Here is a 16,200-nt window from a genome sequence, read left to right as displayed (position 1 = left end):
GGGTCACGATGCCGTCCGGTGCAGCGAAAGGTAGACGTCGTCGAGCGTCGGCTCGGTCACCGTCAGGTCCCGCAGCGGTGCGCCCGCCGCGTCGAGGGCGCGGACCAGCACCGGGATGTCGCCCGGGCCGGACAGCGGCACGGTGAGCACCAGCCCGGCGCGCCCGGCCGCGAGCCCCAGGCGCGCCAGCGCGTCCACCGCGCGCCGCAACGCCAGCTCGGTGCCGAACGTGCAGGTCGCGGTGCGGGTGCCGAGCCGGGCCTTGAGCTGCGCCGGCGTTCCCGACACGGTGATGTGCCCGAAGCCGAGGACGACGACGTGGTCGGCCAGCCGGTCCGCCTCCTCGAGGTACTGCGTGGTCAGCACGACGGTGGTGCCGCGCGCGGCGAGGTCTTCGACGATCGCCCAGAGCCCGGCCCGGCTCACCGGGTCGAGGCCGGTGGTCGGCTCGTCGAGGAACAGCACCTGCGGCGCGCCGACGAGCCCCGCGGCCAGGTCCAGCCGCCGCCGCATGCCGCCGGAATACGTGCCCGCCGGGCGGTCGGCCGCGTCTTCGAGGCCGAACGCGGCGACCAGCTCGGCCGCCCGCGCGAGGGCCTGCCGCGGTTTCGCGCCCAGCAGCCGGGCGATCAGCACGAGGTTCCCGCGGCCGGACAGCGTGTCGTCGACCGCGGCGAACTGCCCGGTCACGCCGATCCGCCGCCGGACCGCGCGGCCGCGCTGCACGACGTCGTAGCCGCAGACCCGGGCGCTGCCCGAGCTCGGCCGCACCCGCGTGCTGAGGATGTCGATCAGCGTGGTCTTCCCGGCGCCGTTGTGGCCGAGGACCGCCAGCACCGTGCCCCGGGCCACGGTGAGGCCGATCCCGGCGAGCGCGGTGACCGCGCCGTACTTCTTCTCGAGGTCCGTCACGGCGATGACCGGCTGGGACATGGCCGCTCCTTTCCTTGCCTGCGAAAAGGTATCGGGACGAGGTGTTCCCGGGCAAGAAGATCGTCACCACCCGCCGTACGCATGACAATTTTCGCGGAATGGATTCGTCTCCGCGTGATAAGCCCTGACCTGCGTGATCGTTCGGGGACGGGCCGATGCCATGCGCGTGACAAAGAATCGGCGGCCGCTTGTTCCGCCGGAAACGCGGAGGTAGCTTTGCCGAAATTCCCCCATTTCCCGAGGTGACGAGCCGTGAAGTTTTCGTGGAAGTCGAGAAAGCCCGCCTACGGTCTGGCCGTCGTGACCGCCGCGGGCGTGGCGGCGGCGGTCGCGCTCGTCGGCGCCGGCCCGACCCAGGCCGCCCCGGTGAGCCTGACGCTCAACTACAACTGCCCGTTCCCGCTCATCGGCGACCAGGTGCTGTCGGTGAAGATCGACACCAACCTGCCGGACAACGCCGTCGCGGGTGCCTCGTCGACGCCGATCACCTTCGACGTCGACGTCACCGTGCCGGAGACCGCCACCGAGGGCCTCGCGCTGGTCGGCGCCACCTCGCTGGACGGCTCGGCCAAGGCCGCGGCCGTGCTCAAGTACCCGGTCGACAAGACGCTGAACCTGAACCTGCCGCTGGCGATCGCCTCGACGCCGGTGCCGCCGTCGGGCGCGTTCCACGTCAAGAGCAGCGGCAAGGCCCCGGCGGTGACGTTCCCGAGCCCGGGCACGGCGTCGGTGACGGTCGGGAACTTCAGCACCACGATGACGCCGCGGACGGCGGACGGCCAGCCGACCGACCTCGGCACGTTCACCTCGGACTGCGTCGCCGTCCCGGGCCAGAACCAGCAGCTGGGCACGTTCGAGATCAAGCCGGCGGGCGGCACGACGACGCCGACCACCCCCACGACGCCCACCACACCCACGACCCCGACCACGGAGCCCACGACCCCGACGACGGCACCGACGACGCCGACCACCGAGCCGACGACTCCCACCACGGAGCCCACGACGCCGACCACGGAACCGACGACTCCCACGACTGAGCCGACGACTCCGACCACCGAGCCGACGACTCCGACCACCGAGCCGACGACACCGACGACCGAGCCGACGACTCCCACGACGGAACCGACGACGCCGACGACGGAACCCACGACTCCGACCACGGAACCGACGACCCCCACCACCGAGCCGACCACTCCGACCACAGAACCGACCACCCCGACCACCGAGCCGACCACGCCGACGACCCCGACCACGCAACCGACCACCCCGACGACGACCACCACGTCGACCCCGCCGGGCGGCATCGACGTCAAGTACTCGGTCAAGGGCAAGTCGGCCCTCAAGCAGCTGCACGCCACGCTGCCCCTCGGCCCGGGCACCCTGGACGCGAAGCTCGACGCGGCCTCCGGCAAGTTCGGCGCCCAGCTCGCGTTGCCGAAGTCCGATGTGTACTTCCGCGTCCTCGGCTTCATCCCGGCGTCCGCGACGGTGAAGCTGGCCCAGGTCGGCGCGATCAACGGCACGCTCACCGCCGGTGCGGTCAAGGCCAACGCGCAGGTCGACGTCCAGCTCACCAAGGTCCGCGTGTTCGGCTTCCCGATCCTGTCGTCGAAGTCGTGCCACACGGTCAAGCCCGCGGACGTGCCGCTGACGTCGGCACCCGGCTTCGACCCGCTCAAGGGCGGCAAGCTCACCGCGACCTACGGCATCCCGCAGTTCACCGGCTGCGGTTTCCTCACCGGTCTGATCACCGGAATCACCTCCGGCCCCGGCAACAAGCTGGACGTGACCCTCACCAAGAAGTGAACTCGATGAAGCTGATCCGTTCTTCTCTGCCGCTCGTGCTGGCAGTGGCCGCGTTCTCGCTCGGTGCCGCGCAAGCCGCGCCGGGCGGGGACGCCCCGGCACCCCAGGCGGCAACGCAGATCCCGTTCGGCTTCACCCTCGGGGACGCGCAGCAGCCGACCACGAGCCACGTGGCCAAGCTCGGCTCCGACATCGCCTTCCCACCGGGCACGTTCGACGGCTTCCTGGGCGGCCTGACCAGCACCGTGCCGATCACCGGCAAGCTCGCCATCCCGCCCGCGGACGGCTACTTCGTCGCGTTCCGGTTCATGGCCACCACCGGCCGGGTCGAAATCGTCCCGGACGGCGACGCGGCCGGCACGGCCACCGTCCACACGGGCAAGGACAAGGACTGCAAGGCCACCCAGACCACCATCTGCGCCGATACGGATGTGACCGCCAAGGTGTTCATCAAGCTCTCGGACGTCAAAGTGGACGGCCGGCCCCTCGACGTCGGCCCCGGCTGCCGGACGGCCCAGCCCGCGGCGGTCACCATCAAGGCGCTGGTGCCGATCTCCCTGCCGGCCCCGCCGGTGAAGGTGACGTCGACCTTCACCGCACCGCCGTTCGCCGGGTGCGTCGGGCACGAGGACGTCAGCCGCCTGCTCACCGGCCTGGTTTCGGGACCCGGCAACACATTCGTCTCGAACCTCCGATTGCGCTGCTTCAGCAGCGGGTGCAAGCCATGACCATCCAGCTGCAGGAGCGCGCGGTCAACGGCCTGCGCGAGTTCGGCCGGATGTGCGCGATGGGCCTCGACGTCCTGGTCGCCATGCTCCGCCGCCCGTACCAGGTGCGGGAGTTCGTCCAGCAGTTCTGGTTCATCGCCAGCGTGTCCATCGCGCCGGCGATCCTGGTGTCCATCCCGTTCGGCGCGGTGATCTCCCTGCAGCTGGGGTCGCTGACCAGCCAGATCGGCGCCCAGCAGTTCAACGGCGCGGCGAGCGTGCTGGCCGTCGTGCAGCAGGCGAGCCCGATCGTGACGACGCTGATCATCGCCGGTGCGGGCGGCAGCGCGATCTGCGCCGACCTCGGCGCGCGCAGCATCCGCGAGGAGATCGCCGCGATGGAGGTGCTCGGCGTCTCGCCGATCCACCGGCTGGTCGTGCCGCGGGTGCAGGCCGCCGTCGGCGTGTCCGTGCTGCTGAACGGCCTGGTCAGCGTGGTCGGCGTGCTCGGCGGCTACTTCTTCAACGTCATCGTCCAAGGCGGGACGCCCGGTGCGTACCTGGCCAGTTTCAACGCCCTCGCGCAGCTGCCGGACCTGGTCGTCAGCTCGATCAAGGCCGTCATCTTCGGCTACCTCGCCGGGGTGGTCGCGGCCTACCGCGGCCTGAACCCCCGGGGCGGCCCCAAGGGCGTCGGCGACGTCGTCAACCAGTCCGTCGTCATCACGTTCTTGCTGCTGTTCTTCGTCAACACCGTGCTCACCGCGCTGTACCTGCAGCTCGTCCCGGCGAAGGGAACCTGAGTGACGCTCCTCGGCAAACCCGGCGACCGGCTGTTCGACCTCGGCGACCAGCTGCTGTTCTACGTCCGCGCGCTCGCGGCCGTCCCCCTCGCCGTCACCCGCTACTTCCGCGAAGTGGTGCGCCTGCTGGCCGAAGTGACGTTCGGCAGCGGCGCGCTCGCGGTGATCGGCGGCACGATCGGCGTGATGGTCGGCCTGTGCGTGTTCACCGGTGTCACCGTGGGCCTGCAGGGGTTCAGCGCGCTCAACCAGATCAACATCTCGGCGATGACGGGGTTCCTGACCGCGTACTTCAACACGCGGGAGATCGCGCCGCTCGTCGCCGGGCTCGCGCTTTCGTCCACTGTGGGCAGCGGGTTCACCGCGCAGCTGGGCGCCATGCGGATCTCCGAAGAGATCGACGCCCTCGAGGTGATGGCCGTGCGCAGCATGCCGTACCTGGTCACCACCCGGATCGTCGCCGGGTTCATCGCCATCGTCCCGCTGTACGTCGTCGGGCTGCTGATCTCCTACCTCGGCTCGCGGCTCACCACGGTCGTCTTCTTCGGACAGTCCGGCGGCACCTACGACCACTACTTCACGCTGTTCCTGCCACCCGGTGACGTCCTGTGGTCGTTCGGCAAGGTGCTCGTCTTCAGCGTCGGGGTGATCCTGACCCACTGCTTCTACGGCTACCGCGCCAGCGGCGGCCCGGCCGGCGTCGGCGTCGCGGTGGGCCGGGCCGTGCGGACGTCGATCGTGCTGATCAGCGTGCTCGACCTGTTCCTGTCCCTGGCCATCTGGGGCGCGACCACCACGGTGAAGGTGTCCGGATGAGCCGGTTCCGCACACAGCTCGCCGGGGTCGCCTTCCTCGGCGTGCTGGTCCTGCTCGGCTACCTCGCGGTCGCCATCTACGACAAGGACTTCGACGACGCCGAGCTGGTGACGCTGCGGGCGGACCGCGTCGGCAACCAGCTCGCGCCGACCGCCGAGGTCAAGGTCAAGGGCGTGCCGTTCGGCGAGGTCCGGGCGGTGCGCAGCACGCGCACCGGCGCGGAGATCGACCTCGCGCTCGACCCGGCGAAGATCGGGCTGCTGCCGGAGAACGTGTCCGCGCGGCTGCTGCCGAAGACGGTGTTCGGCGAGCGGTACGTCAACCTCGTGCTGCCGGTCAGTCCACAAGGGACACTGCGGGCCGGGGACGTCATCGGGCAGGACCGCTCGACGAACGCGATCGAGCTGGAACGCGTCCTCGGCGACCTGCTGCCGCTGCTGCGCGCGGTCCAGCCGCAGAAGCTGAACAGTTCGCTCGGCGCGATCTCGCAGGCCCTCGACAACCGCGGGAAACCGCTCGGCGACAGCATCGTCCAGCTGCAGGACCTCCTGGGCCGGCTGAACCCGCTGATGCCGCAGTTCAAGGCCGACGTCACCGGGTTGGCGAACGCAGCGGACGTCTACACCGGTGCCGCGCCGGACATCCTCCAGGCGCTGTCCGACCTCTCGACCACGGCGAAGACCATTGTGGACACCCGTGCCGACCTCGACAGCCTCTACACGAGCGTCACCAGCGCCACCGGCCACCTGAACGAGTTCCTGCGGAAGAACAAGGACAACCTGATCGGCGTCTCCGCCGCGAGCCGGCCCACGCTGGAGCTGCTGTCGCGGTATTCGCCGGAGTTCCCGTGCCTGTTCGACGCCGTCAACCGGCTGAAGCCGCTGATGGAGAAGGCCCTCGGCAAGGGCACGAACGAACCGGGCCTGCACGTGACGCTCACCGTGCAGGACCCGCGCGAGAAGTACGTGCCCGGCCGTGACACCCCGCGGTTCGACGCCACCGGCGGCCCGAAGTGCTACGGCGGTGGTGGTGCCCCGGCGGCCGCCGACGGTGACCTGGGGCCCGCGAACTCGGCGGGCGAGCGCCGGCTCGTCGCCGAACTCCTGCGGCCGGCCTTGGGTGACGTGCCCGACTGGAGCAGTGTCCTCATCGGACCGGCGCTGCGCGGGACGGAGGTGACCGTCCGATGAGGAGCGTCGTCGGCCCCGCCGTCAAGGGCCTGATCTTCTTCCTGGTCACCGCGGCCGCGACGGCCGTGCTCGCGATCACGATCGCCAACTCCGACGTCGGGGCGACGATCGGCTACACCGCCCGGTTCACCGACGCGACCTCGGTCAACCCCGGCGACGAGGTCCGGATGGCCGGCGTCCGGATCGGCCAGGTCGACTCGGTGCGGGTCGTCGAACACCGCCTGGCCGACGTCGCGTTCTCGGTCGGCCGCGCGCACCGGCTCACCGCGTCGGCCTCGGTCACCATCCGCTACCGCAACCTGGTCGGGCAGCGGTACCTGGCGATCGACCCCGGTGCCACCGACACCTCGCCGACGCTGGCCGAAGGCGCGGAAATCCCGCTCGAACGGACGACTCCGGCGCTCGACCTCACCGCGTTGTTCAACGGCTTCAAACCGCTCTTCCAGGCGCTGTCGCCGAACGACGTCAACCAGCTGTCGTTCGAGATCATCCAGGTGCTGCAGGGGGAGGGCAGCACGATCGAGAGCCTGCTGCGGCACACGGCGTCGCTCACTTCGACCCTGGCGGGCAAGGACGCGCTCATCGGCCAGGTGATCGGCAACCTCAACACCGTGCTCGACACGCTGAACGCCCAGGGCGACCAGTTCGACACGCTCGTCGACACGACCGCGCAGCTGGTCACCGGGCTGGCCGCGGACGCGAAGCCGATCGGGCAGGCCATCGGCGGCCTCGGCGAGCTGACCACCGCGACGGCCGGCCTGCTCGAACAGGGCCGTCAGCCGCTGAAGGACAGCATCACCGCACTCGGCGACCTGTCGAAGAACCTGGCCGACAACACCCCGGTGTTCCAGCAGTTCGTCGACAACCTGCCGAAGAAGCTCGACCGGATCGGCACGCTCTTCTCCTACGGCTCGTGGGCGAGCTTCTACCTGTGCTCGGTGAAGACCGACGCGAAACCCGCGCCCGGCGGACCGCCGCCGGGCATCCCCGTGACGGCTGCGAGGTGCCGGTGAAACCCTTCCGCAGCCGCGACCCGATCGCCGTCGGCGCGGTGACCGCGCTGGTCATGGCGCTGGTCGGCAGCGCCACCTTCTTCTCCGACGACCTGCCGCTCGTCGGCGGCGGCACGACGTACCGGGCCGAGTTCCGCGAGGCCGCCGGGCTCCGGCCGGACGACGAGGTCCGCGTCGCCGGGGTGAAGGTCGGCGAGGTCACCGACGTGCGGCTGGCCGGCGACCACGTCGAGGTGCTGTTCCGGGTCCGCGACACGTGGGTGGGCAACCGGACCACCGCGGCGATCAAGATCAAGACGTTGCTGGGCCAGAAGAACCTCGTGCTCGACCCGGTCGGCAACGGCGAGCTGAACCCCGACCAGCCGATCCCGGCCGAGCGCACGAGCTCGCCCTACGACGTCACCGCGGTCTTCAACGACCTGGCGAGCACGGTCGGCGCCATCGACACCGACCAGCTTGCCCAAGCGTTCCGCGTGCTGTCCGACACCCTCGGCGCGTCCGCTCCCAGCGACGTCAAGACGGCCTTCAACGGCATTGCCGCGCTGTCACAGACGCTGGCATCGCGCGACGACGAGCTGGTCAAGCTGTTCCAGAACACCAACCAGGTGTCGAAGACGCTCGGTGAACGCTCCGGCCAGATCGAGGCGCTGATCCGCGACGGCAACACGCTGCTCACCGAACTCAACGCCCGCAAGGACGCGATCGCCCAGCTGTTCAGCGGCATCAAGAACCTCTCGATCCAGCTGCGCGGGCTGGTCGCCGAGAACCAGAAGACGCTCGGCCCGGCGCTGGACCAGCTCGACCGCGTGGCCACCGTGCTGCAGCGGAACCAGGGCAAGCTCGAAGACAGCCTCCGCCTGGCCGGCCCGTTCTACCGGCTGCTCGGCAACGCCGTCGGCAACGGCCGGTGGATCGACACCTACATCTGCGGCCTGATCCCGACCGGCACCACGCCGGGCAGCTGCCAGCCGCCGAAGAACGGGGGACGCTGATGGCCCACCAGCTGCTCGACCTGGGCGCGGCGGCGCGACGGCGGACGAGACAGCGGGCGCTGACGCTCGGCGTCGTGCTCGCGCTCGGGGTGTCGGCGGCGTGGCCGGTGGTCACCGCGCCCGCCCAGCGCACCCTGTACGCGTACTTCACCGCCGCGGTGGGGATCTACCCGAACTCGGACGTGCGCGTACTCGGCGTCGCGATCGGCTCGGTGTCCAAAGTGGAACCTAACGGGACCGACGTGAAGGTGACGATGACGCTGAAGCCCGGGGTTCAGCTGCCCGCGGACGCCGGGGCCGTCGTCATCACGCCGAGCCTGGTCGCCGACCGGTACGTGCAGCTCACGCCGGTCTACCACGGCGGCCCCACGCTGGCGGACGGCTCGTCGATCCCGCGCGAGCGCACCGCGACCCCGGTCGAGGTCGACGACCTGCTGCACAGCCTCAACCAGCTGATGTCGGCGCTCGGCCCGAACGGCGCCAACAAGGACGGCGCGGTCAGCGAGGTCCTGACCCGGTCGGCGGACTACCTGAGCGGCACCGGGCAGACCATCGGCACGGCGATCAGGAACCTCGGCGAGTTCGCCCGCGCCGCGAGCGACTCGAAGGACGACCTGTTCTCCTCGGTCGACAACATCAGCAAGTTCACCGCGATGCTCGCCGCGAACGACGGGCAGGTCAAGCAGGCGATCTCGCAGATCGCTTCGCTGAGCAAGGTTTTGGCCGACCAGCGCGACCAGTTCTCCGGCGCCTTGACCGAGCTGACCCAGGCGCTGAGCGTCGTGCAGACGTTCATCAAGGACAACCGCGGCAAGGTGCAGTCCGATGTGGACAAGCTGGCCGACGTCACGAAGGTGCTGGTCAACCAGAAGGACTCGCTGTCCGAGGCGCTCACCGCGGCACCGAACGCGCTGTCGAACCTCCTGGGTGCCTACGACCGGGCGAACGGGACCATCGACGGCCGCGGCAACCTCCTCGAATTCCCGGAGCAGAAATGAAGTCCCCGGTCAAGTTCGCCGCGGTCGTCGCCCTCGCGCTGGTGACGACCGGCTGCGGCAGCGGGGTGAGCGTCTACGACATCCCGCTGCCCGGCGGCGCCGCGCTCGGCGACCACCCGATCCACGTCACCGCGAGCTTCACCAACGTCCTCGACCTGGTGCCGCAGTCCGGGGTCAAGGTCAACGACGTCCCGGTCGGCCAGGTCGTCAAGGTCGAGCTGGCGCCGGACGGGCACAGCGCGGTCGTCGACCTGCTGCTCAACGGCGACGTCGACCTGCCCGGCAACGCCGTCGCCCGGCTGCGGCAGGCCAGCATCCTCGGTGAGAAGTTCGTCGAACTGGCCCCGCCGGACGACGCGACACCGTCGGGCCGGCTCCTCGACGGCGCGTCCATCCCCCTCGACCGCTCCACGCTGACGCCCGAGATCGAGGAGGTCTTCGGCGCGCTTTCGCTGCTGCTCAACGGCGGCGGGGTGGCGCAGGTCCAGAACATCAGCCACCAGCTCAACGACGCCCTCGGCGGCCGCGAAACGGCCGCGCGCAGCCTGCTGTCCAGTTTGGACACGTTCGTCCAGGGCCTCGACGAGCACCGCAACGAAATCACGCGGGCCATCGAGAGCGTCAACAAGCTCGCGGCGACGCTCAACGCGCACACCGGCCAGATCACCACCACCCTCAACGGCCTGACGCCGGGCATCGGCGTGCTCAACCAGCAGCGGACCGCCCTGGTCGACATGCTCAAGTCGCTGGACGGCCTGACCACGGTCGCCGTCGACACGGTCAACCGCAGCAAGGACGACCTGGTGGCCGACCTGAAGGCCCTCGAACCCCTGCTGCGGCGGCTGGCCGACTCCGGCGACAAGCTCCCCAAGGCGATGGAGATGATCTTCACCTTCCCGTTCCCGGACGCCGCCCTCGACACGATCCGCGGCGACTACCTCAACGGGTTCCTCAAGGCGGGCCACTGATGCTGACCCGGTTCGTGCGCGTCCAGGTGACGATCTTCGTCGTCATCGCCGTCGTCGGCGTCGCCTACGTCGGGGCCACCTACGCCGGCCTCGACAAGGTGTTCTTCGACCGCGGCTACACGGTGCGGGCGCAGTTCCCGACCGGTGGCGGCATCTTCACCAATGCCGAGGTCACCTACCGCGGGGTGCCGATCGGCCGCGTCGGGGAACTGCGGCTGACACCGGCCGGGATGGAGGCCGACCTCGAGATCGACGCCGGCACCACACCGGTCCCGGCCGACACCGAAGCCGTCGTCGCGGACCGGTCGGCCGTCGGCGAGCAGTACGTCGACCTGCGGCCGCGCGCCGACGGCGGGCCGAAGCTGCACGACGGTTCGGTGATCACCCAGGCGGACACGAAGATCCCGCTGCCGGTCGACGTCGTTTTGTCGACAGTGGACACCTTCGCCGCGTCGGTGCCCAAACCGGCGCTGCGCACGGTCGTCGACGAGCTGTACAACGCGACCTCCGACGCCGGTCCGGCGCTGGACCAGCTGATCGGCCGCGGCATCGAGTTCGTCCAGGCGGCGAGCGCGCACGTCGCCCCGCTGACCCGGTTCGTCACCGACGCGCACACGGTGCTCGACACGCAGGTGCAGCAGGCGGGCGCGATCCGCGACTTCGGGGCCAACGCGAAGCTGCTCGCGTCGACGTTGAAGCAGTCCGACGGCGACCTGCGCACGCTCATCCCCGCGGTCCCCGCGGCCGCTAACGAGGTCAGCGCGCTGATCCGCGACGCCGGCCCGGACCTCGGCGTCCTGCTGGCGAACCTGCTGACCACCGCGGACGTCCTGGAGGCCCGGCAGGACGGGGTCCGGCAGCTGCTGATCACCGCGCCGGAGGCGGTCGCCGCGGCCGGCGCCATCGTGCGGCCGGACGGCGTCCACATCGGACTGTCGCTGACCTTTTTCGACCCACCGCCGTGCACCACCGGGTACACGACGCCGTACCGCAACGGCCTCGACACGTCGGTCCGCCCGCTCAACACGGCCGCGCGCTGCGCGCTGCCGAAGGGCGACCCGACGAACGTCCGGGGCTCGCAGAACGCACCGGGAGGACGGCCGTGAGGATCTTCGCTGTGGTGGCCGCGGTCTTGGCGACCGCCGCGGCCGGATGGTCGGGGTTCAGCTGGTGGCAGGCGGCGCACGACGACGGCGTCGCGCGCGCGGTCGTCCGGGAGGAAGCGTTGCAGGTGGGCCGGACGGCCGTCGCCGGACTGACCACATTGGACTACCGGCAGGCGGCACCCGGGTACCAGCACTGGCTGGACCTCTCCGGCGGCCCGCTCCGCGACGAACTGGCGGCCGACCGGCCGGGCAGTCTCGACCGGATCGCCCAGGCGAAGACCGTCACCACCGGGAAGGTGACCGACGCCGCGGTGACCGAAGTGGACACCGGCGCGGGCACGGCGAAGCTGATCGCGTCGGTCGAGCTGGTCGTCACGCCGGAGGGCGGGGACGCGGTGACGAAACGCAACCGGTTCCAGGCCGACCTGACCCGCGGGCCGGACGGCTGGCGGGTCACCGGGCTCGGCCAGGTTCCCGTGGGGGAGGCGCCATGACAGTCCCGACGAAGAAGCGAACGGTCAAGGTCGCCGGCCGCCACCACGCTCGTGAGTGTTTGGACGGGTTAGAACCCGCCTTACCACTCACGACCCCGGGGCGACGGCGGCGGGCGTGGGTGGTGTTCGCGGTGGTGGCCGTCGTCATGGCCGGGCTCGCCGGGTGGTTCACGCTCGAAGCCCGCAGCACGAACGCCGTCGTTGCGCACAACAGCGCGCTTTCCGACGTCGCCGGGACCGCGGACGCCGCCAAGCAGATCAGCGCCGCGCTCGGCACGGTGTTTTCCTACCGCTACGACGACCCGGCCAAGAGCGAGCAGGCCGCGAAGGACGTCCTCACCGGACCCGCGCTCGCGCAGTACGAACAGCTCTTCGGCCAGGTCCGCAAGCTGGCCGCCGACCAGAAGCTCGTGGTCACCTCGACCGCCGTCACCGCCGGCGTGAAGCTCCTGGACGGCGACCGCGCGGCGCTGCTGGTGTTCCTCGACCAGACCGGCACGAGGGGCGACGGGCAGCGCAGCACGGGCGCCGCCCAGCTGAGCGTCACGGCCGAGCGCGTCGCCGGGAAGTGGCGCGTCACCGGGATGTCCGCGGCCTGAGGATGCACGAGGAAGCCATGACCCTCTCGAAGCTGCTGGCCCGCCGCGCCGCGGCGGCGGGCGACGAGCCGGCGCTGACCTGGTCCGGCGCCCGGCCGATCACCCTGACCTGGGCCGAGCTGGACCGCCGGGTCACCGCCGTCGCCGCGGCCCTGCGCCGGGTCGCCGAGCCGGGGCAGCGCGCGGCGATCCTGATCGCGCCGTCACCCGACTGCGTCGTCGCGTTACTCGGCGTGCTGCGGGCCGGGCTGGTCGCGATCCCGGCGGGGCCGGACCGCCGGGCCCGCGTCCTGGCCGACGCGCAGCCGTCGATCGTGCTCGCGACCGCGGCGACGGTGACCACGACCCGGCGATTCCTGTCTACTTCGGACACGTGCGGGCATCGCGTGCTCGCCGTGGACGCCGTTGCGGACGCGCCGTTCGCCGAAGCCGCCCCGGCACCCGACGACGTGGCCTACCTGCAGTACCCGGGCGGGGTGATGGTGACCCACGCGAACGTCGTGGCCAACGCGCGGCAGGCGGCGCAGGTACTGGACCGGCCCGTCGTGGTCACCTGGCTGCCGCCGAGCGATCCCCTCGGCCTGCTGCTCGGCGTGGCGGTGCCGATCGTCACCGGCCGGCCCGCGGTGCTTTGCGAGAGGCGAGCCGTCCTGGCCGGGGCCGTCGAGGCGGCCGGAACCCTGGTGAGCGTCGACGATCCGGACCTGGACCGGCTGCGGGCGGTGTCCGGGGGCCTGCGCGAGTGTTACGTCCTTGCCGAAGCGACCGCGCTGGTCTCGTGCGGCCGCCCGGCCGGCCAGTCGGTCGCGATCGTCGGCCCGGACGGACGGCGGCGGCCCCCGGGCGTGGCCGGCGAGATCTGGGTGAGCGGGCCGAACGTCGCCCGCGGCTACTGGAACCGGCCCGAGGAGTCGGCGCGGGTCTTCTGCGCGTTCCTCACCGGCGACGACGAGCCGCGGTGGTGGCTGCGGACCGGCGACCTCGGTGTCCTGGACGAGGCCGGCGAGCTGACGGTCACCGGCCGCGGCCTCGTCGCCGGTCACCACCCGCAGGACCTCGAAGCGACGGCCGAGGAGGCGCACCCGGCGATCCGGCCGAACGCCGCGGCCGCGTTCGCCGTCGCCGGGCAGCAGGCGGTGGTCGTCCTGGAGCTGGTCGACGGCGTCGTCCCGCCGCGCGGCGAGGTCGAGCGGGCGGTGCGGCACGCGGTGTCGGCGCGGCACGGGCTGACGCTGCGCAGAGTCGTCGTGCTGCCCGCGGGTTCCCGGGGCGGGGACGGCCTGTGGTGACCGGGCCGGCGCTCTCGCCCGGCGTCCCGTTCGCCCCTTCGTCGTCCGAGGTGTCGTGGCCGGAGGCGCCGCTGCCGGTGACGTCGCCGACCGGGTCCGCCGCGTGGCTGCTGCTCACCGACGAGCACCCGGCCGCGCTCGGCCGGGCCGTCGCGCTGGCCCTGGCGCTGGCCGCGGCGGGCGACGACGCGTTGTCGCTGCCGCGCGACGACCTCGACGAGCTGCCGGCCTTCCTGGCCGAACGCCCGGTGCGCGGCGTCGTCTTCCTGACCGGGGCGCCGTACGCCTACCACGACCCGGAGGCCGCCCAGGAACTGCTGTTCGCGGTGCTCGAGGTGGTCGCCCGGCTCGGCCCCGGCGTCCGGTTCCACCTGCTCACACAGTCGGGCGGCGAGCCGGGGCTGCTGTCCCTGCGCGGGCTGGTGCGGGTGCTCGCGGTCGAGCGGCCGGAGCTGCGGGCGAGCCTCGTCGACTTCGACGCCCGCGCCGACCTGGGGTTCCTGGTGCGCGAGCTGCGCGCGGACGCACCGGACGACGACGTCCGCTGGCGCGACGAAGTCCGGTACGCGGCGCGGCCGGCCCGCGTCCCGTTCACGGCCGAGGTGCCGGGCGGGCCCGGCGCGTACGTGATCACGGGCGAGCGCGGACCGGCCATCGCCCGCCGGCTGGCGGCCACCGGCGCCACCCGGATCGTCCTTTCCGGACGGACTCCGCTCGTCCTGCCCGGGGTCGACACGGTGGCCGTCCCCGGCGACATCGCGGCCCCGGGCGTCGCGGAACGCCTGATCGCGGCGGCCACGGCGGACGGCGTCCCCCTGCGAGGCGTGGTGCACGCGGCGGAAGAGCTCGCCGACGACGTCGAGACCGCCTGGCGTCCCCAAGTCCTCGGCGCCTGCCGCCTGCACGAGGCCACCGCCGACTGCCCACCGGACTGGTGGCTCCTGGTCTCGTCCCCCACCCCGCCCCGGCTGCCCTCCGCGACCGCCGGCGCCTGGCTCGACGCGTTCGCCGCCTGGCGCCGCGCCCGCGGCCTCCCCGCCACCACCGCCCACTGGCCCGACTTCGCCTGATGCCCCGCACCCGAAGGGTCGGCTCGCGTACCCAGAAGGTCGGCTCGCGTACCGGGAGGGTCGGTTCGCGTACCGGGAGGGTCGGCTCGTCATCCGACCGTCCAGGTACGCGAGCCGACCGTCCAGGTACGCGAGCCGACTGTCCAGGTACGCGAGCCGACTGCCTGGGTACGCGAGCCGACCGGTCAGGTGAGGGTGGCGCGGAGGGCGAGGATCATCTCGAAGCGGTCGTCCGGGCGGCGGAGGTGGTCGGGGAAGAGGGCCTCCAGCTCCTGGGCGCGGGCGCGGACCGTCTGGGGGTGGATCGCGAGGCGGTCGGCGACTTCGCGGACGTTGCCGCACGTCTCCAGCCACGCGAGCAGCGTGTGGGCCAGGCGGCTGTACTGCTTCGGGGTCAACGCCGTGAGCGGCGCGAGCCGGCGGCGGGACACCTCCGTGACCAGGAACGGCTCCTTGCGCAGCCACAACGTCGCGAGGTGGTCCTCGCACCAGGTCAGGGGCTCGTCCGGCAGGACGTCGCCGACCAGCCGCAGGGCCTCCTGCGCCGTCGCCAGGGAGCGGGCCGCCTGGCGGGGCGGTACCGGCGGGCCCACCGCGGCCCGCCGGCCGGCCAGGGCCCGGGTCAGCCCGCAGCGGTCCGCGGGGGCGGGCAGCAGCAGGCGCGGAGTGCCGTCCTCGAAGTCCTCCAGCGCGTCCAGCCCGGTGACGTCGGCGGCCCCGTCGAGCGCCACCGCGACGAGCCGGTGCGGCAACGGCCACTCCGCCGCCGTCGCCGCTTCCTGGACCGTCCGGGACGGCGACGGCGGGTCCGCCAGCAGCAGGTCCAGCAGCCGTCTCCGCCGCCGTTCCAGCGCGCCCGCCGCCCGCGCCTGCGCCGCCGCGTGCCCTTCGATCGACAACGCCGACAGCTCGTCGATGTAGGCGAAGATCGCCTCGGCCAGCAGGCACAGCGTCGCCGACGGCACGCCGGCCCGCGTCCCCACCTCCGCCATCCGCCGCCACGTCACCCGTGCGCCGACCCGGTAGGCGGCCTGCAGGACGTCGAGGTTGCGGCCCTGCGCGAGCTCGTGCACGCCGAGCCCGACGAACACCTTCCGGCGGTCGTCCGGCAGCGGCTCCGACGCCGCGATCTGGTCGACGAACTGCAGGATCGCCGCCTGGACGCCGGCCCGCAGCGCCTTGCCGAACGCGCCGTCGAGGGGCCGCGCGTAGTCCGGGATGGTCCGCTGGATCTCGCGCAGCACCTCGTCGGCGACGTCGAGCAGCCGCGGCCGGAACACCGCGGCCAGCTCGCGGGGGAGCAGGGCCCACAGCTGTCCCGGCCGGCCGTCGTCGCCGAGCATCGGCCCGAAGTTCGTTTCGACGGGCGGTCCCGTCATCGCCCACCCCGTTGTGGAAGACATTGTGGAAGAGGAG

General features: G+C 72.0%; 16 protein-coding genes. 14 read left to right on the top strand and 2 right to left on the bottom strand.

Annotated features, from left to right (window positions below; all coding sequences use genetic code 11):
* Nucleotides 1-3: 3 nt before the first annotated feature.
* Complete coding sequence (locus ABZW17_RS19905) at nucleotides 4-933, bottom strand: ATP-binding cassette domain-containing protein (RefSeq protein WP_354815795.1); 930 nt, start codon at nucleotides 931-933, stop codon at nucleotides 4-6.
* 252 nt (nucleotides 934-1,185) lie between these two features.
* Here ABZW17_RS19905 and ABZW17_RS19900 point away from each other — a divergent pair, with 252 nt between their 5' ends.
* The 14 genes from ABZW17_RS19900 to ABZW17_RS19835 all read left to right on the top strand — a co-directional run bounded on the left by ABZW17_RS19900 (nucleotide 1,186) and on the right by ABZW17_RS19835 (nucleotide 14,784).
* On the top strand, nucleotides 1,186-2,739 hold the full coding sequence (locus tag ABZW17_RS19900) for a DUF6801 domain-containing protein (protein ID WP_354815792.1): 1,554 nt from the start codon (nucleotides 1,186-1,188) through the stop codon (nucleotides 2,737-2,739).
* Nucleotides 2,740-2,744: 5 nt separating this feature from the next.
* Nucleotides 2,745-3,467, top strand: coding sequence for a hypothetical protein (locus ABZW17_RS19895; RefSeq protein ID WP_354815789.1), 723 nt, complete (start codon nucleotides 2,745-2,747; stop codon nucleotides 3,465-3,467).
* The gene (locus tag ABZW17_RS19890) at nucleotides 3,464-4,249 is read left to right on the top strand and encodes an ABC transporter permease (protein ID WP_354815786.1); all 786 of its coding nucleotides are present in this window, start codon (nucleotides 3,464-3,466) and stop codon (nucleotides 4,247-4,249) included. The genes ABZW17_RS19895 and ABZW17_RS19890 overlap by 4 nt, the downstream gene beginning before the upstream one ends.
* Entirely contained in the window at nucleotides 4,250-5,065 is an 816-nt protein-coding gene (locus ABZW17_RS19885; protein WP_354815783.1) for an ABC transporter permease, read from the top strand.
* A complete protein-coding gene (locus ABZW17_RS19880; protein WP_354815780.1) occupies nucleotides 5,062-6,255 on the top strand; it encodes an MCE family protein in 1,194 nt (397 codons plus the stop codon). Before ABZW17_RS19885 ends, ABZW17_RS19880 begins: the two co-directional genes overlap by 4 nt.
* On the top strand, nucleotides 6,252-7,268 hold the full coding sequence (locus tag ABZW17_RS19875) for an MCE family protein (RefSeq protein ID WP_354815777.1): 1,017 nt from the start codon (nucleotides 6,252-6,254) through the stop codon (nucleotides 7,266-7,268). Before ABZW17_RS19880 ends, ABZW17_RS19875 begins: the two co-directional genes overlap by 4 nt.
* Nucleotides 7,265-8,260, top strand: a complete 996-nt coding sequence (locus tag ABZW17_RS19870) for an MCE family protein (protein WP_354815774.1) — start codon at nucleotides 7,265-7,267, stop codon at nucleotides 8,258-8,260. The genes ABZW17_RS19875 and ABZW17_RS19870 overlap by 4 nt, the downstream gene beginning before the upstream one ends.
* Nucleotides 8,260-9,258, top strand: a complete 999-nt coding sequence (locus ABZW17_RS19865) for an MCE family protein (RefSeq protein ID WP_354815771.1) — start codon at nucleotides 8,260-8,262, stop codon at nucleotides 9,256-9,258. The genes ABZW17_RS19870 and ABZW17_RS19865 overlap by 1 nt, the downstream gene beginning before the upstream one ends.
* Nucleotides 9,255-10,226: an MCE family protein gene (locus tag ABZW17_RS19860; RefSeq protein ID WP_354815768.1), complete on the top strand. Its 972-nt coding sequence runs from the start codon at nucleotides 9,255-9,257 to the stop codon at nucleotides 10,224-10,226. Before ABZW17_RS19865 ends, ABZW17_RS19860 begins: the two co-directional genes overlap by 4 nt.
* Nucleotides 10,226-11,332: an MlaD family protein gene (locus ABZW17_RS19855; protein WP_354815765.1), complete on the top strand. Its 1,107-nt coding sequence runs from the start codon at nucleotides 10,226-10,228 to the stop codon at nucleotides 11,330-11,332. The genes ABZW17_RS19860 and ABZW17_RS19855 overlap by 1 nt, the downstream gene beginning before the upstream one ends.
* Nucleotides 11,329-11,826, top strand: a complete 498-nt coding sequence (locus ABZW17_RS19850; protein WP_354815762.1) for a hypothetical protein — start codon at nucleotides 11,329-11,331, stop codon at nucleotides 11,824-11,826. The genes ABZW17_RS19855 and ABZW17_RS19850 overlap by 4 nt, the downstream gene beginning before the upstream one ends.
* A 131-nt stretch (nucleotides 11,827-11,957) precedes the next feature.
* Nucleotides 11,958-12,425 (top strand): hypothetical protein, encoded by a 468-nt coding sequence (locus tag ABZW17_RS19845; RefSeq protein WP_354815759.1) that lies wholly within the window; start codon nucleotides 11,958-11,960, stop codon nucleotides 12,423-12,425.
* Between the two features lie 17 nt (nucleotides 12,426-12,442).
* Nucleotides 12,443-13,714 (top strand): AMP-binding protein, encoded by a 1,272-nt coding sequence (locus ABZW17_RS19840; protein WP_354815756.1) that lies wholly within the window; start codon nucleotides 12,443-12,445, stop codon nucleotides 13,712-13,714.
* On the top strand, nucleotides 13,711-14,784 hold the full coding sequence (locus tag ABZW17_RS19835) for a KR domain-containing protein (RefSeq protein WP_354815754.1): 1,074 nt from the start codon (nucleotides 13,711-13,713) through the stop codon (nucleotides 14,782-14,784). The genes ABZW17_RS19840 and ABZW17_RS19835 overlap by 4 nt, the downstream gene beginning before the upstream one ends.
* A gap of 185 nt (nucleotides 14,785-14,969) precedes the next feature.
* On the opposite strand, the gene ABZW17_RS19830 is transcribed toward ABZW17_RS19835, so the two are convergent.
* Nucleotides 14,970-16,163 carry a helix-turn-helix domain-containing protein gene (locus ABZW17_RS19830; protein ID WP_354815751.1) on the bottom strand — a complete coding sequence of 398 codons (1,194 nt, stop codon included), beginning with the start codon at nucleotides 16,161-16,163 and terminating at the stop codon, nucleotides 14,970-14,972.
* Nucleotides 16,164-16,200 lie beyond the last annotated feature (37 nt).

This window comes from Amycolatopsis sp. NPDC004625, from assembly GCF_040609695.1.
Lineage (GTDB): Bacteria > Actinomycetota > Actinomycetes > Mycobacteriales > Pseudonocardiaceae > Amycolatopsis.
This window is presented reverse-complemented; position numbering and strand designations above follow the sequence as displayed.